Genomic DNA, 24338 nt, shown 5'->3' with positions numbered 1-24338 from the left:
TTGCCGGTGAGACTGGCGCGTATGACGCGTACGAACTGGGCGGCCTTCGCCGCCGCCGCTCCCGGGCCGGCGGCGATCGCCGAGAAACGTTTCGCCAGCCACCGCCACCACGTCCTCGCGACCCTGCGCAAGGACGGCTCCCCCCGCACCTGCGGCCTGGAGGTCCGCTTCCTGGACGGCGAGCTGTGGCTCGGGATGATGCCGGGCTCGCTGAAGGCCCTCGATCTGCTCCGCGACCCGCGCTTCGCGCTCCAGGCGAACCCCGGCGAGGGCACCGGCATGGGCGGCGGGGACGTGCGGATCGGGGGGCGGGCGTACGAGGTCGAGGAGGGCGCGGCCAAGGCCGCGTACGGCAAAGAGGTGGAACCGCCGCAGCCGTTCCACCTCTTCCGCACCGAGCTGACGGAGGTCGTGCGGACCTACGTCGAGGACGACACCTATCTGGTCGTCGAGATCTGGAAGCCCGGTGAGCCCCTGCGCACGATCAGGCGCACCTAGGGCCTACTCCCACTCGATGGTGCCCGGCGGCTTCGAGGTGACGTCGAGGACGACCCGGTTGACGTCCCGGACCTCGTTGGTGATCCGGGTCGAGATGCGGGCGAGGACGTCGTACGGCAGCCGGGACCAGTCGGCGGTCATGGCGTCCTCGGAGGAGACCGGGCGCAGCACGACCGGGTGGCCGTAGGTGCGGCCGTCGCCCTGGACGCCGACGCTGCGGACGTCCGCGAGCAGCACCACCGGGCACTGCCAGATGTCCCGGTCGAGGCCGGCCGCGGTCAGCTCCTCGCGGGCGATGGCGTCGGCGTCGCGGAGGAGGTCCAGACGCTCCTTCGTCACCTCGCCGACGATACGGATGCCGAGGCCGGGGCCGGGGAACGGCTGGCGCTGGACGATCTCCTCCGGCAGGCCCAGCTCCTGGCCGACCATGCGGACCTCGTCCTTGAACAGCTTGCGCAGCGGCTCGATCAGCTGGAACTCGAGGTCCTCGGGCAGGCCGCCGACGTTGTGGTGCGACTTGATGTTGGCGGTGCCGGTGCCGCCGCCGGACTCGACCACGTCCGGGTACAGGGTGCCCTGGACCAGGAACTCCACGGCCGGGCCCTCGTCGGCGATGATGTCGGCCTGCGCCTGCTCGAAGACGCGGATGAACTCACGGCCGATGATCTTGCGCTTCTCCTCGGGGTCCGAGACGCCCTTGAGCGCGGTCAGGAAGCGCTCCTCGGCGTCCACGACGACCAGCTTGACGCCGGTCGCGGCCACGAAGTCCTTCTCGACCTGCTCGGTCTCGCCCTTGCGCATCAGACCGTGGTCGACGTACACGCAGGTCAGCTGGTCGCCGATGGCCCGGGCGACGAGGGCGGCGGCGACCGCGGAGTCCACGCCACCGGACAGGCCGCAGATCGCGCGCCGGTCCCCGACCTGCTCGCGGATGGCCTCGACCTGCTCCTCGATCACGTTGCCCGTGGTCCAGTTCGGCTGCAGGCCCGCGCCCCGGTACAGGAAGTGCTCCAGCACCTGCTGGCCGTGCGTGGAGTGCATGACCTCGGGGTGGTACTGGACGCCGTAGAGCTTCTTGTCGTCGTTCTCGAACGCGGCGACCGGGACGACGTCCGTGGCCGCGGTGACGGTGAAGCCCTCGGGGGCGGCGGAGCAGGCGTCGCCGTGGGACATCCACACGTGCTGCTCGTCCGGGGTGCCCTCGAAGAGGGTGGAGGACGTCCTGGAGACGTGCAGGTCGGTACGGCCGTACTCGCGGGCGCCGGTGTTGTCGACGGTGCCGCCGAGGACCTGCGCCATCAACTGGAAGCCGTAGCACATGCCGAAGACGGGAACCCCGGCCTCGAAGATCTCGCGGTCGAGGCGGGGGGCGCCTTCCTCGTACACCGAGGAGGGGCCGCCGGAGAGGATGATCGCCGCGGGGTTCTTGGCGAGCATCTCCCGCACCGGCATGGTGCTCGGCACGATCTCGCTGTAGACCCGCGCCTCGCGGACGCGACGGGCGATGAGCTGTGCGTACTGCGCGCCGAAGTCGACGACCAGGACGGTGTCGGGGGTGGCGGCAGACTGGGTCGCTGATGACACGGGTGCCTTCTGGTGGTCGGGCGGGGGTCTGTGCTTCCGATTCTAACGGGGTGGGCGGAGGACCTCCGCGGTCAGGCGCCGTGGCATACTGGCCGCATGCTCCAGCACGCGATCTTCTTTACCTATGGCATCCGGCCCGCCGGCTGCCATGGTCGTGCTGCTTGAGCGAACCGCCAAGCGACTTCCCAGGCGCCCCGGGCCGACAAGGCCCGGGGCGTCTGGCGTTTTCCGGGTCCTGTCGCACCGGGGCAACCACACTTCCCGAGGAGCCCCGACATGACCGCCACCGGCACCGAAACGACCCGCCCGGCGACCGCCCCGGAAAAGACGATCTCCGACGCCCGGGAGCGCATCGACGCGCTCGACGACCGGATCATCGGCCTCATCCAGGAGCGGATGGCCGTCTCCGCCGTCGTGCAGCAGACCCGGATCGCCTCCGGCGGACGGCGCGTGCACCTCTCCCGCGAGATGGAGATCCTCGGCCGCTACCGCGAGGCCCTCGGTAAGCCCGGCACCTCCCTCGCGATGACCCTGCTCGAACTGTCCCGGGGTCGCATCTGAGTTCGATCACCGTCTCACCCGTACGGCGCGTGACCGGCCCGCGAACCGCTTCGTTGAGCGGGGTGTCCGTGCCAGCCAGGGGCGGGCCCGACAGAAACCACGCGTGGCTCGCTGGAGCGATGAGGCGTAGGGGCCGTGCCCGTACGCCGTGGGACCTCGCTCCGGGGAAGTGACCGGACGGCAGGGGACAGCAGCCCGGTCATCCAAGAGAACGACCGGCTCCGGGGACGCCCGGAGCCGGTCGGCGGACAACTGCACAGATGAGAACTGCTCCGAGAAGTGCTCTCCCGAGGGTCCGAGAAGTGCTCACCCGAGGGGCTGTCGGGCATCGGCTGCCGGCCGGGATCCATCGCTCGGCGGCCGGACCGCGCACCGGCAGGCAGACGTCTGCGTTCTCCCGTCCGGGCAGGTCTCGTCGCTTGGTCACGGGGAAGTTCGCGTCCCAGCCACTCCCCACGGCCCGCCAGGACTCGGCGGCGGCCGGATGGAAACGCTCCCGCCCGCCGAGCAGCGAACCGATGGCACCCGCCCCGTCGTTCACCTTCGTCGGCGGTGGAGACGGAATCCACGCCCGGCGCGTTCCTGGACGTGGTGCACCTCACATAAGAGACGTGTGAGGGGAGCACAACCGTTTACGCGGGCCACGGGTCTCCCTTGCGCAACCAACGGCCATGCCCGTGCCCCACACACGGAGGCCTCCGACGCACATGCTGCCGCGCGGCAGCATGCGAGCCCCGCAAGAGGTCCTCAATGAAGCTTCGCCGCGCCATGATGACCGCGGCCGCGACGGCTGCCCTCGCGCCCGTCGCCCTGCTGTCCGCCCCGGCGGCGTTCGCCGACGACTCCCCGAGCACGTCCGTCAGCAGCCCCGCCGCGACGGAGACCACTCCCGCAGCCGACGACAGCACCACCCCGGCCGCCGACGACAGCACGCCCGCGGACCAGGCGTCGGACACCCCGTCCGCCCCCGAGTCGGCGAGCGAGAGCGCATCGGCGTCCGCGTCGGGGTCGGCATCCGCATCCGCATCCGCGTCCGCGTCCCCGTCCACCGACCCCAGCGAGAGCGCCGAGCCCAGCGACGAGCCGAGCACGCCCACCGGGATCTGCGAGGAGGACGACGCCCACTACAAGTCCAAGATCCACGCCTCGCTCAGCGGTCTGCCCGGCGAGATCGCCGTGGGCAGCGGCTGGCACCCCTTCACGCTCAGCGTCAAGAACCCGACGAAGAGCAGCCTCACGGACGTCATCTTCTACGCGGGTGTCGGTCCCAGCGACCCGAACGCCCAGTACGCGTTCAAGACCAGCCAGGTCCAGCTGCAGGTGAAGTACGACGGCGCGTGGTACGACGTCGAGGACGGCGCCGGCCACTCCGACGGCTACCTGGACCTCGCCGACATCAAGGCCGGCCAGACCGTGAACTACCAGCTCCGGCTCAACGTCAAGGCCAACGCTCCGGTGGGCGAGGGCCTGACCATCGGTGGCGGGATGTACTTCGACGACGAAGAGAACTGCATCGGCTCGGACCAGGCCAGCTACCTGCTCAAGATCGTCAAGGCCGGCACCGACACGGACGGTACGAAGCCCCAGGAGGGCGGCAAGGTCCCGGTTCCGACCCAGAAGCCGGGCAAGACCAACACCCAGGACGTGACCGGCTCGCTCGCCGAGACCGGTTCCAGCTCGATGCTGCCGACCATCGGCCTCGTCGGCGGTGCCGCCGTCGTCGTCGGTGCCGGAGCGGTGTTCGCCGTCCGTCGCCGCAAGGGCGCCGGTTCGAACGCCGCCGCGTAAGCGCGTCGCGCACAACGGGTGGGGGCGGCGCGCCGCCCCCGCTCGACCGAAGGGGCCTGCGCCAGGAGGGGGGCGCAGGCCCCTTCGGCACACCCGCGCTACTGCTTCGGCGGCACCGCCGGTATCCCCAGGAACGGCAGTCGCAGCGCGCCGAACGCCTCCGCCGGGACCGCCGGGGCCTGCGGCTCCACCGGCTTGAGCCGCTCGTAAGCCGCGCCCGGGGCCGGCCGTGGATCCTCCTCGCCCTTGTTCGGCCAGAAGGACATCGCCCGCTCGGCCTGCGCGGTGATCGTCAGCGAGGGGTTCACGCCCAGGTTCGCCGAGACCGCGGCGCCGTCGACGACCGAGATGCCGGAGTGGCCGTACAGCCGGTGGTACGGGTCGATCACGCCGGTCTCCGCGGAGTCGCCGATGGGGCAGCCGCCGAGGAAGTGCGCGGTGAGCGGGGTGCCCATCAGTTCGCCCACGTTGCTCCCGGCGAAGCCGTTGATCTCGGCGGCGAGCGCCGATGCGGCCTCGGTGGCGGCCCTGATCTGCTTCGGGTTCGGCGCGCCGTGCCCCTGCCGCGCGGTGAGCAGACCCTTGCCGACGCCGCCGGGCTTCAGATACGTCGTCAGGGAGTTGTCCAGCGACTGCATGACCAGGCCGATGATGGTCCGCTCGGACCAGCGCCGGTTGGACAGGGAACGCAGGACCAGGATCGGATGCCTGGCCGCGTTGGCCAGCCAGGCCAGTGCCCGGGAGGAGCCTTCGGCGTAGGGCACCTGCAGGATCGACAGGCCGCCCATCGAGTTCGAGCCCCTGCCGTAGCGGACCGGTTCGATGTGGGTGTTCTCGTCGGGGTGGATCGAGGACGTGATGGCGACACCCCGGGTGAAGTCGGCCCTCGGCTCCCCGGTCGCCTTGCGGTAGCGGCGGTTGTCGGTCTGCGCGCCCACCAGGGCCTCGGAGTTGGTGCGGGTCAGGTGGCCCAGCCTGGCGGAGAGATACGGCAGCCGGCCGCCGGCCTTCATCCGGTGCAGCAGCGTCTGCGTGCCGTACGTGCCGGCCGCGAGGACGACCCGCCGCGCGGTGAAGAGCCTGCCCTCGCCCTTCTTCTTCCGGTCCGTCGGCAGGGTCGCCACCGCGTACCCGCCGCGCGAGTCGTCCGTGACGGACACGACCGTCGTCAGGGGGTGGACCACCGCGCCGGCCTTCTCGGCGAGGTAGAGGTAGTTCTCGTTCAGGGTGTTCTTGGCACCGTGCCGGCAGCCGGTCATGCACTCGCCGCACTCGGTGCAGGCGGTGCGCGCGGGGCCGGCGCCCCCGAAGTACGGGTCGTCCACCTGCCGGCCGGGATCGGCCTTCGCCGTGCCGTCGGCGTCCTTGCCGTCGCCGAAGAACACGCCGACCGGGGCGAGGTGGAAGGTGTCGCCGACGCCCATGCGCCGGGCCGCCGCCTTCAGATGCACGTCGGAGGGGGTCATGGTCGGGTTGAGCCGGACGCCGAGCATGCGCTGGGCCTGGTCGTAGTACGGCTTCAACTCCTCCTGCCAGTCGGTGATCTCCCGCCACTGGGGGTCGTCGAAGAAGGCCTTCGGCGGCACGTAGAGGGTGTTGGCGTAGTTGAGCGAGCCGCCGCCGACACCGGCGCCCGCCAGCACCATGACGTTGCCCAGCAGGTGGATCCGCTGGATGCCGTACATGCCGAGTCCGGGCGCCCAGAGGTAGTTCTTCAGGTCCCAGGAGTTCTTCGGGAGGGTGTCACGGGTGAAACGCCGGCCCGCCTCCAGCACGCCTACCTTGTAACCCTTTTCCGTGAGGCGCAGAGCGGACACCGACCCGCCGAACCCCGACCCGACCACGATGACGTCGTAGTCGTACCCGTCCTCGTCCCGGGTCTGGACAGACTTCTCCTGCGACACGTGCTCTCCTCGTCGAGAACGGGTGTTTCTAGCGGAACCGGAATGCCTTCATCAGGCGCAGACTCGTGCTCATGAACTTGGCGTACCCCTCGTCCGTCATACCGAGGGACGGCGCCATCGGCAGCAGACGCTGCTGGGCCACCGTCTGGGCCTCCGTGTACTTGAGGATGCCCTCGGAGCCGTGGCGGCGGCCGAGGCCGGAGTCCTTCATGCCGCCCATCGGGGACTGGACGCTGCCGTAGGCGGGTGCGTAGCCCTCGTTGACGTTGACCGTGCCGGTGCGCAGGCGGGCGGCGACGTCCCGGCCGCGCCGGGCGCTCTGCGTCCAGACGGAGGCGTTGAGGCCGTACGGCGTGGAGTTGGCGCGCTCGACCGCCTCGTCGTCGGACTTGAAGCGGTAGATCGAGACGACCGGTCCGAAGGTCTCCTCCTCGCACACGGCCATGGAGTCCTCGACGCCGTCGAGGATGGTCGGCTCGAAGAAGTAAGGGCCGATGTCGGGGCGGGCCCTGCCGCCGGCGATCACCTTGGCGCCCTTGGCGACGGCCTCCTCCACGTGCCGTTCGACGGTCTTCAGCTGGCGCTCGCCGACCAGTGAGCCCATCTCGGCGCCGTAGGCGAGGGAGTTGCCCAGCCGCATGCCCCTGGTGCGGGCGGCGAAGCGCTCCAGGAAGGCGTCGGCGATCGACTCGTGGACGTAGAGCCGCTCGATGGAGATGCAGAGCTGCCCGGCGGAGGAGAAGCAGGCGCGTACGGCCCCGGCGGCGGCCTTCTCGATGTCGGCGTCGTCGAGGACCAGCATGGCGTTCTTGCCGCCGAGTTCGAGGGAGACGCCGACCAGCCGGGCGGCGGCGCCCTGGGCGACCTCGCGGCCGGTGCGGGTGGAGCCGGTGAAGGAGACGTAGTCGGCGTGCCTGACCAGCTCGGGGCCGACCACCGGGCCCTCGCCCAGGACGACCTGGAAGACGCCCTCGGGCAGGCCGGACTCGATCAGCAGGTCGCGGGCCCACAGGGCGGTGAGGCAGGTCTCCGTGTCGGGCTTCATGACGACCGCGTTGCCGGCGGCGAAGGCGGGCAGCGCGTCCCCGACGGACAGCTCCAGGGGGTAGTTCCAGGGGGCGATCTGGCCCACGACCCCGCGCGGGTGGCGCAGTTCGGTGACCTTGGTGAGCGTGGGGACGGCGCCGGTGTGCCGCTTCGGCCTGAGGTAGGCGGCGGCCCGGCGGCCGTAGTGGCGGGCCGCGACCGCGACGGCCTGCACCTCCTCGTGCGCGTGCAGGCGGGCCTTGCCGGTCTCCAGCTGGATGAGGTCGAGCACCTCGGCCTGCCGCTGGAGCACCAGGTCGTGGAAGCGCAGGAGCACCGCGGCCCGCTGCCGTACCGGGGTCTTCTCCCACACGGCCTGGGCGGCGCGGGCGGACTCGAAGGCCTTCAGGACGTCCTCGGGCGTGGACTCGGGCAGGTCGGCCAGCTTCTCGCCGGTGAACGGGGTGTGGTTGGCGGTGCGGCCGGAGCCGACGACGCCCTTGGTGAGCTGGGCCACCAGTTCCGGGGTGACCACGTCGGCGGCGGTGCGCGCGCCCTCGGGGGCGGGCGCGAGGGGGTTGGTGCCGGTGCTGTCCGGGGCCTGCGTGTCCGTCATGACGCGCAGGGTATGCCGCGGCGCAGCCTTTGTGTACCCGTCGGTAACGGGGATTCACCGAGCGCTCACACACCGCCAGTGATCACTGGCAGGGAATGTGCTGATCAGGGCGTTGGCGCGGTGGGGAGCAGAAGGATCATTCGAGTCCGGCTTTTTTCGCCAGGAGCAGCCCGAGCGCGGTGCGCGCGGTGCGGCGACGGGGGCCGGGGGACGGAGAAGGAGGAGGCGTCGGGGCGGCCGTGGATGCCGGCGCGGGTTCCGGCGGGGCACCGGGATCGGTCACGGATGCGGGCTCCCGCGGGGCGGGATCGGTCACGGATGCCGTCCTCGATTCGGTGCGGGGATCGGTCACGGATGCCGGCCTCGATTCGGTGCGGGGATCGGTCACGGGCGTGAGCCCGAGGTACGCCCGCAGCTCCGCGTCGACCTCCTCCGCGCCGGGGCGCGCCTCGGGTTCGACGGCGTGCAACCGGTCCAGCAGGGGGCCCAGCGGGCCGGGGACCGCGTCCCCCAGGGCGGCGCGGAGCAGTGCGCCCAGGGACCACAGGTCGGAGGCGGGGCCGGCGCCGGGGCCCGCGGCGCGCTCGGGGGCGACGAAACCGGCGGGAGCGTCCCCCGGATGCCCGTCGCCGGTCCCGAAGTCGGTGACGACCACCCGCCCGGTGCCGGACTCCAGCAGCACGTTGGCGGGTTTGACGTCCCGGTGCACGATGCCGACGGCGTGGGCGGCGCGCAGGGCACCGAGGACGGCGAGCCCGATCCGGGCGGTCTCGGCGGGCGGCAGCGGCCCGCGGGCCAGCGCCTCCCGCAGCGACTCGCCCTCCACCAGCTCCATGACGATCCAGGGGACATGACCCTCGTCGACGACGTCGTACACCGTCACGGCGGAGGGATGGCGCACCCGGGCCGCGGCGCGGGCCTCCCGGTAGAGCCGGTGGGCGATACGGCGGCTGTCCTCGTCCTCGGCCGGATCGCCGGGCAGCAGGGGCTCCTTGACGGCGACCCGGCGGCCCTGCCCCTGCTCGTCCCGGGCCCGCCAGACGGTACCGGTGGGCCCGGCTCCGAGGGGTCCGGCCAGCCGGTAGCGGCCACCGATCAGAGGTGCGTCGGGCGGGCGTTCGCCGTCTCCACTCATGTCACATGAGTACCGCGCGCACCACGCCGTTGTCGAAGCGGGGCGCGGCGAAGCGGTCACCCCCACTCGATGGCCGGGGGTCAGGCGGCCCAGCGGTGCAGGGTGAAGCCGTGCCGCGCCTTCCGCACCTCCACCGCGCCGGCACCGGAGAAGTGCGCCGGCACCACCAACTCCCTCTGGTCCGCAGCCCGTTCCAGTACCCTCATCCGGCTCGCGGCCGCCTGCTGCGGGTCGAGGCAGAAGCAGCTGTTGCACTCGGGGTGCAGGATCTGCACCGGGCTGTGCAGGAGGTCGCCGACGAACACGGCCCGCTCGCCGCGGGACTCGACCCGCAGGACGGAGGAGCCCGGCGTGTGGCCGGGGGCCGGCTCCAGCAGAAGGTTCTCGTCGATCCGGTGACCGCCCTCCCACAGCACCGCCTGCCCGGACCGGTGCACGGGGGCCACGCTGTCCTCGTAGACGAGCCGGTCGACCTCGCGGACCCCGCCCGCGTACCCGCCCCGCGGCCCGAAGTAGGCGTCGTCGGCGGCCGGCAGGAGGTAGCGGGCCCGCGGAAAGGTCGGCACCCATGCGCCGTCCACGGCATGCGTGTTCCAGCCGACGTGGTCCCCGTGCACATGGGTGTTGACGACGACGTCGACGTCCTGGGGACGGACCCCCGCCTTTGCCAGGCGCTCGAGGAACCTGCCCTTCCGCTGGTGGAAGAGCGGAGCGCCGGGCCGCTCCCGGCCGTTGCCCACACCGGTGTCGACCACCACCGTGCGTCCGCCGCTGCGCACCACCCACGTCTGGAGCGTCACCACGGCCCGGTCCCCGCCCGCCTCGCGGTGGTCGGGGACGAGTTGCTCCTCGTGCTCGCTCCACACCTCGGGAGCGCAGTCCGGCACGAGAGTGCCCACGGGCACGTGCGCCCCCTGCCACTCGATGACGCGGAGCACCTCGACGTCGCCGATACGGAAACCCTGTACCTGTTCATCAGCCATGTCCATGACTTTAGGATGCCAGCGTGAGCATCCCAATGCTCATAGAGCTCGTTCGGATACGCTGGCGTCTCATGGATGTGGTGAGCGATGCGATCTCCGCGGTGCGGGTGGGCGAGCCCTCCTCGAACCGGCTGCGGGTGAGCGGCACCTGGTGCGTGCGGCTGTCCCCCTACGAGGGGGCCGGCTTCCACGTGGTGCTGAGCGGCGCGTGCCGGTTGCTGCCGGACGGGGGCGGCGAGCCGGTGAGCCTGGGCCCGGGGGACGTGGTGCTGCTGCCGCACGGCGCGGGCCATGTCCTGGCCGACCGAGCGGCGACGGAGGCCCAGGTACGGCGGGCCGTACCGTTCGAGGAGGTGCGCGACACGGACGTACCCCGGTCCGGGCCCGGCCCCGCCGTCGAGCTGCTGTGCGGCAAGTACCGGCTCGACCGCAGCCGGACCCACCCGCTGATGGCGGAGCTGCCGCAGGTGGTGCACCTGCCCCACCGGGTCGGCGACCACCCCGAACTGCGCACGGCGGTCGACCTGTTGGCCCGGGAGCTGGACGGCCGCCGGCCGGGCGGCTGTCTGGCCCTGCCGAACCTGCTGGACCTCCTGCTGATCTACATGATCCGCGCCTGGATGGCCCGCGCGGAGGCCGGCGCGTGGCCGGCGGTGCTGAACGACCCGGTGGCGACGGCCGCGCTGCGCGCCCTGCACTCCGACCCGGCGGCGCCCTGGACGAACGAGCTGCTGGCCGCCCGGGCGGGCGTCTCCCGCGCCACCCTGTCCCGCCGCTTCACCTCCCTGGTCGGCCGTCCTCCGATGGCGTATCTGACCTGGTGGCGGCTGACCCTGGCGGCGACCCGGCTGCGCGAGACGGACGCGCCGCTCACGACGGTGGCGCGGGAGACCGGGTACGGCAGCCCGTACGCCCTCTCGCACGCCTTCAGCCGCGCGTACGGCGTCACCCCGGGCCGGTACCGGGACCTGGGCAGATGAAGCGTCCCTGGCGCGCCACCGGCGCCCACAGCCACAGCCACACGACGAACCGGTCACCCACCCGTGGCCGAGGAACCGGTCAGGAACCCGCCCTGAAGGTGTCGACCGCCACGTCGAAGTACTCCCGGGCCTCCCGTACCTTGCCGACCGGCGCCGACACCCACACGTCGTACATCCGTCCGGCCTCCTCCCAGCACAGGTCGTAGGTGTGGCGCGGACCCTCCGTGGCGCTGAAACCGTCCCAGGTGAACTCCCACAGTGCGGCCCGGTGCCCGTCGTGCGTGGTGCGGGTGACCCGGCCGTCGTGGTAACCGGGGTTGGCGGACGGCCCCTCGGCCGCCGACCGCTCCATCACGGCCTGCGGGCCGCCCGGTTGTGGATCGGCGACCTTGACGCCGAGACGGAAGGTGTCACCCGGCGAGAGATAGAAGACGCGCTCGCCCTGCGGACTGCGGGTGAAGTCCTGAGGGACGGCGAGGGAGAAGCCGGCCGGGTCCCGGGCCGTGCGGTAACCGGAGGGCGCGGTCGGTGAGTCGGTCCGGCCCGGGGCGGTGCCTGTCGGACGGGTCGCGGTGGGTGTCGGGCCGGCGGTGCCGGATGCCGGCGGCGAGTCCGGGCTCGTCCGTGTGCCGGTCGCCGGGGAGGTCGCCGTACCGCCGGGGCTGCCGCCGCCCCCGCCACCGTCCCGGTTCAGCAGCAGCGCCGCCGCGGAGACGCCGGCCCCGGCCAGCGCGGCGACGAGCAGGGCGGCGACCAGCACCCCACGCGTGGACGGCCGCGCCGGGGGCTCCGCCACCGGCCCGGCCACGCCCGGCGTGTGCGCCCCGGCGTACGGAAGGTCCTGCTGGGTCGGGGTGTACGACGCGGCGTCCGGCCGCGCACGGCTTGTCGTCGCACCGGGTTTCGCCGTGCGTCCCGCCGCCCCGGGCCAGGGCGTGCGGCCCCCGACGATCCGGTGCACGCGGCCGGTTGCGGTGTCGCCGGACGCCGTGCCCGGCGCCTCCGGTGTCCGGCCCGTCTCCAGGAACGTCCGCAGCATCTGCTCGGCCTCGGCCGCGCCCAGCCGCCGGTCCGGATCGCGTTCCAGCAGCCCACGGACGACCGGCAGCAGCGGCTCGGCCTGCGCGGGCGGCCGGATGTCGGCGGCGACCACGGCGTGCAGGATGCCGCCGAGCGAGTCACGCCGGAACGGCGACTCGCCGCTGAGCGCCGTGCACAGCAGCGCGCCGACCGACCACAGATCGGACTCCGGACCGGTGCGCAGCCCGGACATCCGCTCCGGGGCGGTGTATTCGGGGGAGCCGACGAAGGAGCCGGTCTCGGTGAGGGTGGTGGCGCCCGCGACCTGTGCGATACCGAAGTCGGTCAGCACGACCCGTCCGGTGCCGGACTCGATCAGGACGTTCGCGGGCTTGATGTCCCGGTGCAGCACCCCTGCCTCGTGCGCGGTGCGCACCGCACCGAGCAGCGCGACACCGATCCGCGCGACCTCGGCGGCGTCGACGGGGCCCTGCCGGGAGATCCGGTCGGCGAGCGAACCGCCGTCCACCAACTCCATCACCAAGTAGGGGCGTTCGTCCTGCTCCACCACGTCGTGCACCACGACGATGTGCGGATGCCGCAGCCGGCCGACCGCCCGCGCCTCACGGAAGGTACGGTCCCGGCGGCGCCGCGCGTCCTCCTCGGAGAGGGAGTCGTCCGGGAGGAGTTCCTTGACCGCGACCCGGCGTCCCAGCACCTCGTCGACGGCTTGCCACACGACGCCCATGCCGCCGCGCCCGATGCGTGCCTCGAGGCGATAACGGCCCGCGATCACCCGGAAGTCCGCGCCCTCGGTCCCCATGGGCCCCATCATGCCTCACCGGACCCAGGCCCTCCGGGGCGCCGATCGGCCAAGCCGGGCTGATCGACCAGCGGTTTTCGGCCGTATCAGGGGCAGTTCGGTCCCCATGACCGATCGTCAGCCGACGTGCAGCGCCGGACCGGACCGGCTCCTTCCCTCGCGATGCCTCCCGTGACGGCGGTCAGGCGCCGTTCGGCTCCTGCCAGCTCTGCAGCACCCACTTGAACTGCTTGCTGGTCTTCGCCCAGTCCTCTTGCGGCGTCGACATGTAGATGGCGTACTCGGCCCCCGCGCGCGAGAAGTACGTCTCCTCGATCGCGTGACGCGGGCCGGCGACGTGGGGCGCGTCCTTCTTCAGCGCGTACCAGGTGTACTCCCACAGCGAGCCGTTGCGGTCGCGGTAGATGTTCGCCTTCATGGTCACGCGCTTGTAGTCGACCAGTCGCTGCAACTGCTGTTCCAGGTCCGACTGGTGCTGGTAGGCGTCGGCGAAGTCCGGCGAGCCGTCGATGGCGATGCGCACGAAGTGAATGCCGTTGTCCGGGGAGTAGTCGATCTGCTTGAGGTCGCCCTTGATCTCGTAGACCTTCCGCTTCCAGCCCTTGGGCAGGGAGAGGCTGAAGCCGAGCGGGTCGTGGTGGACCTCCCAGCTGTCGGGAACCGTGCCTTCGGGACCCGGCGTGGTGCTGTTGCTCGCGGACTGCGAGGTCGTGGCCGGGCCCGCACCCCCGCTCGCCCCGGTGTTCTGCCCGAAACCGCCCCACTCCTGGTAGGCCACCGCCGCGCCTGCGCCGAGCACGGCCGCGACGGCGACGACCAGGGCGAGGGTGCGCAGCCGGCGCCGGGGGCGGGGCCGGGGCCGGGTCGGCGCCGGGCCCTGCGGCGTGGGGGCCACGGCAGTCGGGCCCGTCATGGAACGGCCCGGGCCCGCCGGCGCTCCGGTGCCGTAACCGGAATCGGTCCCGTAGCCGGAATCGGTCCCGTAGCCGGAATCGGTCCCGAGGGCGTCGTAGCCGGGCGTGGTCCCCGTGGAGCCGTAGCCCGACGCGGCCGGGGTGCTCGCACCACGGGTGTGCAGGCCCGAGCCCTGGGTCGGGACGAACGCCTGGGCCGAGTGCGGGCGGCGCCCCTCCGCCGCCTCGGCGAGCATCTGCTCCGCCTCCTCCGCGGTCGGCCGCCGGTCCGGTTCCTTGCGCAGCAGGGCGGATATGACCGGGCCGAGCGCACCGGCGTGGCGCGGCTCGTCGGCCTGCTCCTCCACGACCGCCTGCATGGTGCTCAGCGGCGAGGTGCGGCGGAACGGCGACCGGCCCTCGACCGCGGTGTACAGCGTGGCGCCGAGCGCCCACAGGTCCGAGGCCGGGCCGGGGTCGTGGCCGCGCACCCGCTCGGGCGCGAGGTAGTCGACCGAGCCGACCACCTCTCCGGTGCGGGTGATGGTGGAGTCGCCCTCGATCTGGGCGATACCGAAGTCGGTGAGCAGCACCCGGCCGTCGCCGCCGAGGAGGACGTTGCCGGGCTTGACGTCCCGGTGCAGCACGCCGGCGGAGTGCGCGGCGCGCAGCGCGCGCAGCACCCACAGGCCGATGCGCGCGGCCTCCCGCGGTTCGACGCGCCCCCGCTCCTTGACCGCGTCCGCCAGGGAGTTGCCCTCGACCAGCTCCATGACGATCCATGGGCGACCGTCGTGTTCGAGGACGTCGTGCACGGTGACGACGGCGGAGTGGTTGATGCGCGCGGCGGCGCGTGCCTCGGCCCGGGTACGGGCCAGCAGTACGGCCTGATCGCTCTCCGAGACGTAGAGCGCGGCGGTCAGCTCCTTGACGGCGACCGTCCGGTGCAACACCTCGTCGTGGGCGCGCCACACCCGGCCCATGCCGCCGCTGCCGATGGAATCGGCGAGCCGGTAGCGGCCCGCTATGAGCAGGCCCTGCATCTGATTCACGTTGCCCCGCAATGCTCTTGACAGGGTCAGACTAAGGACCGGTCCACCAACAGGGAACCGGCGGGGTGCCAAGGTGACAGCACTGTGACGCTTGTGGCCACCGGAATCGGCCACGAACGGTCAACCGGTATACGGGGCGCTCAACGCGTGTAGCGGTACGTCGTCGTGGCCTGCTCGTACAGCCGGGTCACCTGGTCACGGTCGGCCTCCGGGCCGCGGACCTGGAGGATGTGGTAGCGGCCGTTCAGCAGGATCGCCATGTTGCGCACGAACAGATCGCGGCCCTGGCCGTCGGTCCAGGTGAACTGCCCCTCGGCCATGGTCCGCCCGCCCACCTCGATGGTTCTCAGGCCGGTGGCCGTGGCCCAGCTGGAGTCGCGGTAGGGCTGGAGTTCGCTCTCCTTGTCCCGCTGGTAGGCCATCGGGTCACCGCCGTACGCCGCCGCGCTGTCCCGTCCGGGTACGACGATCAGCTGGAAGTTCCCGTGGGCGTAGACCACCTGGCCGCTGCCGTTCTTCGGGCTGCGCTCCCAGCCCTCGGCGACGGCGAGCTGGAAGCCCTCCGGGTCCTTGCGCAGGGTGAAGCCGTCGGCGACGGACGGCTCCCCGCCGGTCTGGGTCTCGGTGGCCGGCGCGCTGCTCTGCGGGGTGCTCCGGGCGGAGGAGGGCGGCCCGGAGGGCGAGGGCGCGGGTCCGGCCTCGCCCGCGGTGCCGGTGCGGTCCGTGCTGCCCGAGGCTCCGCTCTCACCCTGTCTGGGCATGAACAGCAGCGCGTAGGCGATCGCGCCGGCCAGCAGGAGCAGGATGACCAGAAGCAGGGTCCGGCCGAGGCTGCGCGGCGAACCGGCCTCCTCCCGGCCCCGCTTGTGCCGGCCGTGCGGATGGGCCGCGGGCAGCCCGGCGCGGCGGCGGCGCACCAGCTCGCCGCGGCGCCGGACGATCGGCAGCCGGCTCGGGTCGGCGGGCGGCACCGGCACGACGTGGGTGCCGGCGTCGGGCTCCGGCGCCGAGCGCACCAGTGAGCGCAGCCACCCCCCGAGCTCCTCGAAGTCCAGGCGCTCGGTGGGGTCCTGGCGCAGCAGCGACTCCACGACCGGCCTCAGCGGGCCGCACTCCTCGGCGAACGCGGGCGGCTCCGCGCACACCAGCTGCACCAGCTCGGCCGTCGACTCCTCCGGGTACGGCGCGTGCCCCTGCACGGCCCGGAACAGCAGCGCGCCCAGCGCCCACAGATCGGTGGCGGCCCCGATCGGCGCCGCCAGCTGCCAGTTCTCGTGCACGGGGCCGGCCTGCTCCGGCGCCCACCGCTCGGTCACCGGCCCCACGACGGTCATCCGCACCTGCCGCGCCCGCTCGGCCGCCAACGCCGTCGCGGGCCCACGCCGGTCGCCGCCCATGGCCGTTCCGGTGTCGTGCCAGGGAGGGTGGTCGGGGTCGGTGCCGGTCCGGGGGGCGGCGCCGGTGGTGTGCGAGGGCAGGGCCGTGCCGGGGCGGGCGGGACCGGTGGCGTGCGAGGACGCGTCCGGGCCGCGGTGCGCCCGGCCGGTGGTGTCCGGGAGCGGGGTCGGGTCCTGGGGGGCCGGGCCGGGGCCGTAGGGGGGCAGGCCGGAGCTCTGGCGGCCGTCGGCGGTGCCGGTTCGGGGCTCCGGGGCGAGGGCCTGGCCCGGGACGGACGGGCGGGGGTTCGCCGAGGGGAGACCGGGGCGCTGCGGACCGCCGCTCCCGGCCGGTGAGGTGTCGGCGGAACCCGGGCGCGGCGAGACACGGTGCCAGGGCGCGCCCTGCACTCCGTAGGGGTCGGCGATCCGCCCGGGCGGCGTCGCGCTGCCCGGCCCGCCGGGGTACGGCGACCGTGCCGTGCCGTCGGCCCGGTCGGCGCCGGCCTCGCCCTCGGCGGGCGGCCTGGCCCCGGGCAGGGCGGCGCGCCCGTTCTGGCGGGCCTCCTGCACCCGGGCGGCGGCACGGGCGCCCGCACGGTAGGCGGCGATGGCCCCCGCGCGGGCGGCACGGATCTCCGCGCCGTTCTCCGGCGGCCGTTGCCCCGCCGAGCCTGGCGCACCGGGCCCGCCGGACACTCCGTCCGCCTCCGGCGCCGGCAGTCCTCCGGCTGCCCTGGCCTGAATCGCGGCGCGGCGCGCGGCCTCGGGGCCGGCGTCCGCGGACGGCACGCCACCGGGGCCCGCCGCCCCGCCGGCCGCACCCCTCGCCAGGTCACCGGAGCCGGCGGAGTCCCCGCCCGAAGGGACGCCCAGGCCGCCGGCAGCCCGAACGACCGTCCCGGGTCCGGATCCCGGCCCGGCCGCCTCGGTGCCCGCCGCCCCGACGGCCCCTTCTTCCGGCCCTTCCTGGTCCGGCACCGGGTCGTACCCGCACAACGCCTCCTCCGCGGCGCCGACGGCCAGGCCGGTCAGCATCACGCGGCCGTCCTCGCAGACCAGCACCGTGCGTGCGGTGATGTTGCGGTGCACCCAGCCGTGGCCGTGCAGCACCCGGAGCGCCATGAGCACGTCGGCGGCGACCTCCGCCGCCCGGTACGGCGTGAGGGGCTGCTCGGCGAGCAGCGCGGCCAGCGGGCGCGCGGCCACCAACTCGCTGACGATCCACAGCGACCCGCCCTCGGCGAACACGTCGAAGACCTGGTCCAGGCGCGGATGGTCGGGGATACGGGCCGCCGCCTGGGCGGCCTCGACGGCGCGCCGCACGGCCGGGTCGGCGGGCCGCCGGGTGGCGGCCCGGGCGTCCGGCGTCCGCCGGGCGCGCTCACGCGCGGTGAACCCTTCGGGCAGCCCCTCCGCGTCGAGCACCTCGGCCTCGACGACCTCCGGCAACGGCACCTGCCGGACGAGCACTTCCTGACCGCTGTAGGTGTCGAAGGCGCGGGTCTCGGTGAGTTCGTACTCGTCGGAGGGCGGCAACGGCAGGCGGTAGCGGTCGGCGAGCACCCGACCCGCGTAGTCGTCCACGTTGCCTCCCCCGGCCGCCCGGTTGGTCACATCCGTTCGCCTCGCGACCCGTTTCGCACAACCCTCCGGCTGCGTACGGTCCGCAACCATTCACGATACGTGCCGGAGGCAATCCCCACTGACCGGATGACGGATTCTCACGCCCCAAAGCGGGGCCCCGAGCCTACGACTTGGGCTCGAAGGAAGCGGTGAACGTCTTCCAGGTGTCCTTGCACAGCGCGCTGTCCCAGTTTCCGGCCTTCGCGGTGTACATCAGCCCGTACCCGAGACGCCCGTTGACCACGAACCCGCGGTCGATGGCGCGGTGCTCGGTGCCGCCGTCGACGTAGGTGAACTCCCAGTCGGCCGTGTTCCAGCCGCGGTAGTCCACCTTCTCGATGCGGATCCTGTGGTACTGGGAGCGCGCCATGAAGTGCTCCTGGTTCGTCCAGTCCGCCACCGGGTCGTCCTTGGGGCTGCCGGTCCAGCCGATGAGCAGCGTCTGCCCGTCCGGACCGGCGTAGCGGTCCCCCGCGCTGCCGGTGGCCTTGTACGACCACCCCTTGGGCAGCCCGATCGAGTAGCCCTGGCCGGCCTTGCGGGTCGACACCGCCGGCGCGCTCCCGCCGCCGTCGGAGCCCGACTTGTCCGGGGCGTCGGCGTCGCGGGAGCCGTCCGTGGACGCGCTCGCGTCGACAGCGCCACCCGAGGCGGTACCGGTGCCGGCCGCCGTCGGGCCCGCCCCGTCCGTCCGTGCCGCACCACCCGCGCCCCGGTCGGTCTTGTCCTGTTTCGTGGACGCGCCGGTGCTCGCCGCCGCCCGGGCCCCGTTGCTCCTGCCGCCCTTGCCGTCACCGCTGTTCAGGGCGATGGCCAGGACGGTGCCGAGCACCGCGAGGACGACCACCACGGCGATGATCACCAGCGTGCGCCTGGGCACCACGTCGGTCAGCGGCGCCCTGGGCACCGGGCGCGGCGGCAGGTCCAGGTCGGGGGGCGGCATCACGGGCCAGCCCGAACTCGGCTTGTTCGCGCTGGAGTTCGGCGCACCGGCGGCCCCGGAGGTGGTACCGGTCCGCCTTCCGACGGGTCCGGTGCCCGGCCCGCCGGACCGCGCGCCACCGGAGGGACCCGGTCGTGCCGCGCCCTGGACGGCGGGGCGGGGCCCGCCGGAGGAGGCACCGCGTGCGCCCGCCGTCCCGCCCGCGCCCGCCGTCCCGCCCGCGCCCGCTGCGGCGCCGGCGTCCGGCGGGGCCGTGTCGCCGGCGCCCTTCGTCCGCGCTGCCGCCGCCGCGGTGGCCGCCCCGGCCGCCTTGCGGACCGAACGCAGCGCGGCGCGCAGCTTCTCCCCGGGCTCCTCGCGCCGCTTGCCCCCGGCGGGGCCGGGGTGCCCGGGCAGCGGGACCACCCGCGTGGCGTCCATCGGCTCCGGCTCGGGCGCGTGGATCACCGCGTTGAGCAGGGCCCGGGCGCCGGCGTCGTCGAGCCGCTCGGCCGGGTCCTTGGTGAGCAGGCCGTAGATGACGTCCCTGAGCGGACCCGCGTTCTTGGGCTCCTCCAGGGGTTCGGTCATCACCGCGGTGAGCGTGGCGATCGCCGAGCCCTTGTCGTACGGGGGCACGCCCTCCACCGCCGCGTACAGCAGGCCGCCGAGCGACCACAGGTCGGCCGCCGGGCCGGGCTTGTGGCCGCGGGCGCGCTCGGGGGAGATGTAGGAGGGGGCGCCCACCAGCATGCCGGTGGAGGTGATGGACGGGTCGCCCTCGACCTGCGCGATGCCGAAGTCGGTGAGCACGACCCGGCCGTCCTCGGCGATGAGCACGTTGGACGGCTTCACGTCCCGGTGCAGGATGCCCTCCCGGTGCGCGGAGCGCAGCACGTCCAGGACGGCGAGTCCCACCTCGGCGGCGCGCCTGGGCTCCAGCAGGCCGTCCTCGCGGATGGCCTCGGCGAGGGACTTGCCCTCGACCAACTCCATGACGATCCACGGCCGGTCGTCCTCGTCGACCACGTCGAACACCGTCACCGCGCTGTTGTTGCGGATCCGGGCGATCGCCTTGGCCTCACGCAGGGTGCGCGTGATCAGGCGCCGCTTCTCCTCCTCGTCGATGTTCGACGGGAACCGCAGCTCCTTGACGGCGACCGTCCGGCCCAGGGTCTCGTCCTCGGCGCGCCAGACCGTGCCCATGCCGCCCCGGCCCAGCACGTCTCCCAGCCGGTACCGCCCGGCGAGGAGACGACGCTCGCTCTTGTCCTGACGAGTCCCCTGACGAGATGTACCCGCCCGCTCCGCCTCCGACATGCGTCCCCTCATACAACCCGCCCTGACAGAGCCTCCATTGTCTCTCACTCGACAAGTGGCCAACGCCCAGGGGGCCCTTCGCCCCAGGCGCGACCCAGTGCACCCGTTTTGGTGAAATGCGCCTGGTTTCGGCGGGGGTGACGAGTGTTCGGCCACCGCCGGGGCACACCGGCTCACGGGCGGACTTCGCGTACGCCCCCCTCAGGTGAGCGGCACGATGTCCGGCGCTCCCAGCCTCGCCGCGTCCGCCGTCAGGTCGTCGGGCTGGAGCTGGGACTCGCGCTCGGCCTCCACCCGCTTCTCGTAGTGCTCGACCTCGCGCTCGATCTGGTCCTTGTCCCAGCCGAGGACCGGCGCCATCAGCTCGGCCGCCTCGCGGGCACTGCGGGTGCCCCGGTCGAAGGTCTCGATGGAGATACGGGTGCGGCGGGTGAGGACGTCGTCCAGGTGCCGGGCGCCCTCGTGCGAGGCGGCGTACACCACCTCGGCGCGCAGGTAGTCGTCGGCGGCCTGCAGCGGCTCGCCCAGGGCGGGGTCGGCGGCGATCAGGTCCATGACTTCCTCGGCCATGGAGCCGTACCGGTTCAGCAGGTGTTCCACTCGGGCCACGTGCAGCCCGGTGCGGGCGGCGATCCGGGCGCGGGCGTTCCACAGCGCCTGGTAGCCCTCCGCGCCCAGCAGCGGGATCTCCTCCGTCACGCAGTCGGCGACCCGCATGTCCAGGCCGTGCACGGCCTCGTCGACCGCGTCCTTCGCCATCACCCGGTAGGTGGTGTACTTGCCGCCCGCCACCACCACGAGCCCCGGCGCCGGATGAGCGACCGTGTGCTCGCGTGACAGCTTGCTGGTGGCGTCGGACTCGCCGGCGAGCAGCGGGCGCAGACCGGCGTACACGCCCTGTACGTCGTCGCGGCCGAGCGGCACCGCGAGCACCGAGTTGACGTGCTCCAGCAGGTAGTCGATGTCGGCGCTGGACGCGGCCGGGTGGGCCTTGTCCAGGTCCCAGCCGGTGTCGGTGGTGCCGACGATCCAGTGCCGGCCCCAGGGGATGACGAACAGGACGGACTTCTCGGTGCGCAGGATCAGGCCGGTGGTGGAGTGGATGCGGTCCTTGGGCACGACGAGGTGGATGCCCTTGGAGGCGCGGACGTGGAACTGGCCCCGCTCCCCCACCATGGCCTGGGTGTCGTCCGTCCACACACCGGTGGCGTTGACGACCTGCTTGGTGCGGATCTCGTACTCCCCGCCGCCCTCCACGTCCTGCACCCGGGCGCCGACCACCCGCTCGCCCTCGCGCAGGAACCCGGTCACGCGCGCGCGGTTGGCCGCCTTCGCGCCGTATGCCGCGGCGGTGCGCACCAGGGTGGCCACGAAGCGGGCGTCGTCCATTTGGGCGTCGTAGTACTGCAGGGCGCCCACCAGGGCGTCCTTCCTCAGGCAGGGGGCGACGCGCAGGGCCTGGCGGTGGGTCAGATGGCGGTGCAGGGGCAGGCCCCGTCCGTGGCCGCGGGCCATGGACATCGCGTCGTAGAGCGCGACGCCCGAGCCCGCGTACAGCCGCTCCCAGCCCCTGTGCTGCAGCGGGTACAGGAACGGCACCGGCTTGACCAGGTGCGGGGCGAGCCGCTCCAGCAGCAGGCCACGCTCCTTCAGGGCCTCTCGGACGAGTGCGAAGTCGAGCATCTCCAGATAGCGCAGTCCGCCGTGGATCAGCTTGCTGGAACGGCTGGAGGTGCCGGACGCCCAGTCGCGGGCCTCGACCAGACCGGTGGACAGGCCGCGGGTGACGGCGTCCAGCGCGGTGCCCGCGCCGACGACTCCGCCGCCGATCACCAGCACGTCCAGCTCGCGCTCCGCCATCGCCGCCAGTGCCTCGGCGCGCTGTGCCGGCCCCAGAGTCGCTGTCCTCACCGCTGCCTCCCGCTGTCGCTGACCCGCTCGCGTCGGCCGCACCCCGTGGGCGAAGCCCGGTTCATCCCCTCCTCATGCCCAAATTCTGACCGGCTTGCCCGACTTCAGCCACCACGGGCTTGCAACGTGTGGACAACTCGTACACAACCCTCGGAAGACACACGAACAGAATCACACATAACAGTCATATGTGTACCTAGTCTGACATTGCACTCGCTCTTTCTGTCCACAGCGGTTGCGCACCTGTCCCGCTTCGGCTTCTGAAAAGGACGGCCCACGCATGCCCGCAGACCTCGCCGTCATCGGACTCGGCCCCTACGGCTTGCCGCTCGCCCAGGCCGCCGTCGCCGCAGGCATCTCCACCGTCGGCTACGCCACCGGCCCCGAGGTGGGCTCGCTCAGCCCCGCCGAACTGCGCCGGATGCACTCGGGGGGCTTCCGGCCCGGCACCGACCCGGCCCAGCTCGGCCGGGTGCGCACCGCGGTGATCTGCGCGCCGACCCCGCGCGGCGCCGACGGCGGGCTCGACCTCGGCCAGGTGGAGGCGGCCGCTCGCAGCCTGGCCGAGCAGCTGCGTCCGCACACCACGGTCATCCTGGAGTCGCCGGTGCTCCCCGGCACCACGGAGGAGTTCCTGCGGCCCCTGCTGGAGAAGGGCTCGGGGCTGCGCGCCGGGCGCGACTTCCACCTCGCCTACTCGCCCAGCCGGGTCGATCCCGGCAACCGCGAGCACACCCCCGCCAACACGCCCAAGGTCATCGGCGGCCTCACTCCCGCCTGCACCGAGTCGGCCGCCGCCTTCTACGGCCGGCTCACCGACAAGGTGGTACGCGCGCGTGGACTGCGCGAGGCGGAGACCGTGCAGTTGCTGGAGACCAACTTCCGGCACGTCAACATCGCGCTCGTCAACGAGATGGCCGTGCTGTGCCACGAGTTGGGCGTCGACCTGTGGGACGTCATCCGGTGCGCGGAGACCAAGCCGTTCGGCTTCCAGACGTTCCGGCCGGGCCCGGGCGTCGGCGGCCACGGCGTCCCGCAGGACCTGACCGGCCACGCCACCCGCACCCTGCGGATGGTGGAGCTGGCCCAGCAGGTCAACGGCCGGATGCCCCGGTACGTCGTCCAGCGCGCCGCCACCCTCCTCAACGAGCACGGCAAGTCCGCCCGCGGCGCGCGCGTGCTGCTGCTCGGCGTCACCTACAAGCCCGACCTCGCCGACCAGCAGGGCACTCCGGCACAGGAGATCGCGATCCGGCTGATGGAGCTGGGCGCCTCCCTGAGCTACCACGACCCCTTCGTGGCCTCATGGAACGTCCTGGACCGCCCGGTCCCGCGCGCGGACGCGCTCTACGAGACCGCGGCCGACGCCGACCTGACGATCCTGCTCCAGCACCACCGCACCTACGACCTGCAGGGCCTTTCGGTGAAGGCCCAGCTGCTGCTGGACACGCGCGGTGCCACGCCGACGGGAGCCGCGCACCGGCTCTGAGCCCGGTCACGAAAGGAAAACAGCCGGGGCGTTGTCGTCCCCGGCTGTTAATCTCCCCCGGACTCACCGCACACGCGTGCGGGGGTCTTCCGCTTCCGCCTTTCAGCCGTGTTCCACCTCGGGGGGATTCCTGTCATGAGCCAGTCAGCACCACCGCCGCAGCCGCCGCAGTCGGGTCCGGTGGACGGCACCCCGTCCGCGCAGCAGGCTCCGGCCGCCGCTCCGGGGGCGCCGTACCCGGCGCAGCCGGGCGCCCAGCCCGGTGCCTTCGCCCCGCCGGCACCGCCCGCGCCGGGCCGGAACAACGTCGTCCTCGGCGTGGTCGCCGCGGTCGTCGCCGCCGTGGCCGCCGCCGCGCTCTACGGCCTCGTCATCGGCGCCACCAAGCACGAGATCGGCTACGCGGCCGTCGGCGTCGGCTTCGTCGTCGGTCTCGCGGCCGGCAAGGCGGGCGGCCGCAACCCGGCCCTGCCCGTCGTGAGTGCGATCCTCGCGCTCGGCGCGGTGTACCTCGGCCAGCTGGTGGGTGAGGCCATGATCATCACCAAGCAGCTGCCCGTGAGCTTCAACGAGGTGTTCTTCCAGCACCTCGACGTGGTCCAGGAGGTGTGGAAGAAGGACGCCGACCCGCTGACCTTCGTCTTCTTCGCCATCGCCGCGTTCGCCGCGTTCTCCGGCACCAGGAAGGCCGCGGCGTAACGCCGCCCCCTCACGCGTCAGGGCCCGGCCACCTCACCTTCCGTTCTAGTGGTCGTCGCAACACCCCAGTTCAGGGGATGCGATGGACTTCGAGATTCGGAAGGTGCGGAGCCCTCAGGGCCGCAAGAAGCT

The 24338-nt window shown here is 73.0% G+C and carries 16 protein-coding genes; 6 read left to right on the top strand and 10 right to left on the bottom strand.

The annotated features are described in order from the left end of the window. Positions 1-21: 21 nt before the first annotated feature. Complete coding sequence (locus ABZ919_RS06745; protein ID WP_361243541.1) at positions 22-498, top strand: pyridoxamine 5'-phosphate oxidase family protein; 477 nt, start codon at positions 22-24, stop codon at positions 496-498. A 3-nt stretch (positions 499-501) separates the two neighbouring features. Here the strand turns inward: ABZ919_RS06745 and guaA are convergent, their stop codons facing one another. Beyond that, complete coding sequence (guaA, locus tag ABZ919_RS06740) at positions 502-2082, bottom strand: glutamine-hydrolyzing GMP synthase (RefSeq protein ID WP_361243539.1); 1581 nt, start codon at positions 2080-2082, stop codon at positions 502-504. Positions 2083-2358: 276 nt separating this feature from the next. Here guaA and ABZ919_RS06735 point away from each other — a divergent pair, with 276 nt between their 5' ends. Both ABZ919_RS06735 and ABZ919_RS06730 read left to right on the top strand, forming a co-directional pair. Then, positions 2359-2643 (top strand): chorismate mutase, encoded by a 285-nt coding sequence (locus ABZ919_RS06735; protein ID WP_361243537.1) that lies wholly within the window; start codon positions 2359-2361, stop codon positions 2641-2643. A 750-nt stretch (positions 2644-3393) separates the two neighbouring features. Beyond that, complete coding sequence (locus ABZ919_RS06730; protein ID WP_361243535.1) at positions 3394-4431, top strand: LAETG motif-containing sortase-dependent surface protein; 1038 nt, start codon at positions 3394-3396, stop codon at positions 4429-4431. A 98-nt stretch (positions 4432-4529) separates the two neighbouring features. On the opposite strand, the gene ABZ919_RS06725 is transcribed toward ABZ919_RS06730, so the two are convergent. The 4 genes from ABZ919_RS06725 to ABZ919_RS06710 form a co-directional block, all read right to left on the bottom strand. Next, on the bottom strand, positions 4530-6335 hold the full coding sequence (locus ABZ919_RS06725; protein ID WP_361243534.1) for a GMC family oxidoreductase: 1806 nt from the start codon (positions 6333-6335) through the stop codon (positions 4530-4532). 28 nt (positions 6336-6363) lie between these two features. Then, positions 6364-7977: a succinic semialdehyde dehydrogenase gene (locus ABZ919_RS06720; protein WP_361243532.1), complete on the bottom strand. Its 1614-nt coding sequence runs from the start codon at positions 7975-7977 to the stop codon at positions 6364-6366. Positions 7978-8113: 136 nt separating this feature from the next. Further along, positions 8114-9112: a serine/threonine-protein kinase gene (locus ABZ919_RS06715; protein ID WP_361243530.1), complete on the bottom strand. Its 999-nt coding sequence runs from the start codon at positions 9110-9112 to the stop codon at positions 8114-8116. A gap of 80 nt (positions 9113-9192) precedes the next feature. Further along, the gene (locus ABZ919_RS06710) at positions 9193-10095 is read right to left on the bottom strand and encodes an MBL fold metallo-hydrolase (RefSeq protein ID WP_361243528.1); all 903 of its coding nucleotides are present in this window, start codon (positions 10093-10095) and stop codon (positions 9193-9195) included. Positions 10096-10166: 71 nt separating this feature from the next. Between ABZ919_RS06710 and ABZ919_RS06705 the strand changes: the two genes are divergently transcribed. Further along, entirely contained in the window at positions 10167-11075 is a 909-nt protein-coding gene (locus ABZ919_RS06705; protein ID WP_361243526.1) for an AraC family transcriptional regulator, read from the top strand. 79 nt (positions 11076-11154) lie between these two features. On the opposite strand, the gene ABZ919_RS06700 is transcribed toward ABZ919_RS06705, so the two are convergent. From ABZ919_RS06700 to ABZ919_RS06680, 5 genes are all read right to left on the bottom strand, one after another. Next, the gene (locus ABZ919_RS06700) at positions 11155-12918 is read right to left on the bottom strand and encodes a protein kinase (protein ID WP_361243524.1); all 1764 of its coding nucleotides are present in this window, start codon (positions 12916-12918) and stop codon (positions 11155-11157) included. A gap of 181 nt (positions 12919-13099) precedes the next feature. After that, positions 13100-14854: a serine/threonine-protein kinase gene (locus ABZ919_RS06695; protein WP_361243522.1), complete on the bottom strand. Its 1755-nt coding sequence runs from the start codon at positions 14852-14854 to the stop codon at positions 13100-13102. Between the two features lie 149 nt (positions 14855-15003). Next, positions 15004-17826 (bottom strand): protein kinase, encoded by a 2823-nt coding sequence (locus ABZ919_RS06690; RefSeq protein WP_361243520.1) that lies wholly within the window; start codon positions 17824-17826, stop codon positions 15004-15006. 163 nt (positions 17827-17989) lie between these two features. Then, on the bottom strand, positions 17990-20107 hold the full coding sequence (locus ABZ919_RS06685) for a serine/threonine-protein kinase (RefSeq protein WP_361243519.1): 2118 nt from the start codon (positions 20105-20107) through the stop codon (positions 17990-17992). 201 nt (positions 20108-20308) lie between these two features. Then, the gene (locus ABZ919_RS06680) at positions 20309-22018 is read right to left on the bottom strand and encodes a glycerol-3-phosphate dehydrogenase/oxidase (RefSeq protein ID WP_361243517.1); all 1710 of its coding nucleotides are present in this window, start codon (positions 22016-22018) and stop codon (positions 20309-20311) included. Between the two features lie 280 nt (positions 22019-22298). On the opposite strand from ABZ919_RS06680, the gene ABZ919_RS06675 reads away from it, so the two are divergent. Next, positions 22299-23507, top strand: coding sequence for a nucleotide sugar dehydrogenase (locus tag ABZ919_RS06675; protein WP_361243515.1), 1209 nt, complete (start codon positions 22299-22301; stop codon positions 23505-23507). 135 nt (positions 23508-23642) lie between these two features. After that, positions 23643-24206 carry a hypothetical protein gene (locus ABZ919_RS06670; protein ID WP_361243513.1) on the top strand — a complete coding sequence of 188 codons (564 nt, stop codon included), beginning with the start codon at positions 23643-23645 and terminating at the stop codon, positions 24204-24206. Positions 24207-24338 lie beyond the last annotated feature (132 nt).

It is taken from the genome of Streptomyces sp. NPDC046759 (assembly GCF_040645475.1).
Classification (GTDB): Bacteria; Actinomycetota; Actinomycetes; order Streptomycetales; family Streptomycetaceae; genus Streptomyces.
This window is presented reverse-complemented; position numbering and strand designations above follow the sequence as displayed.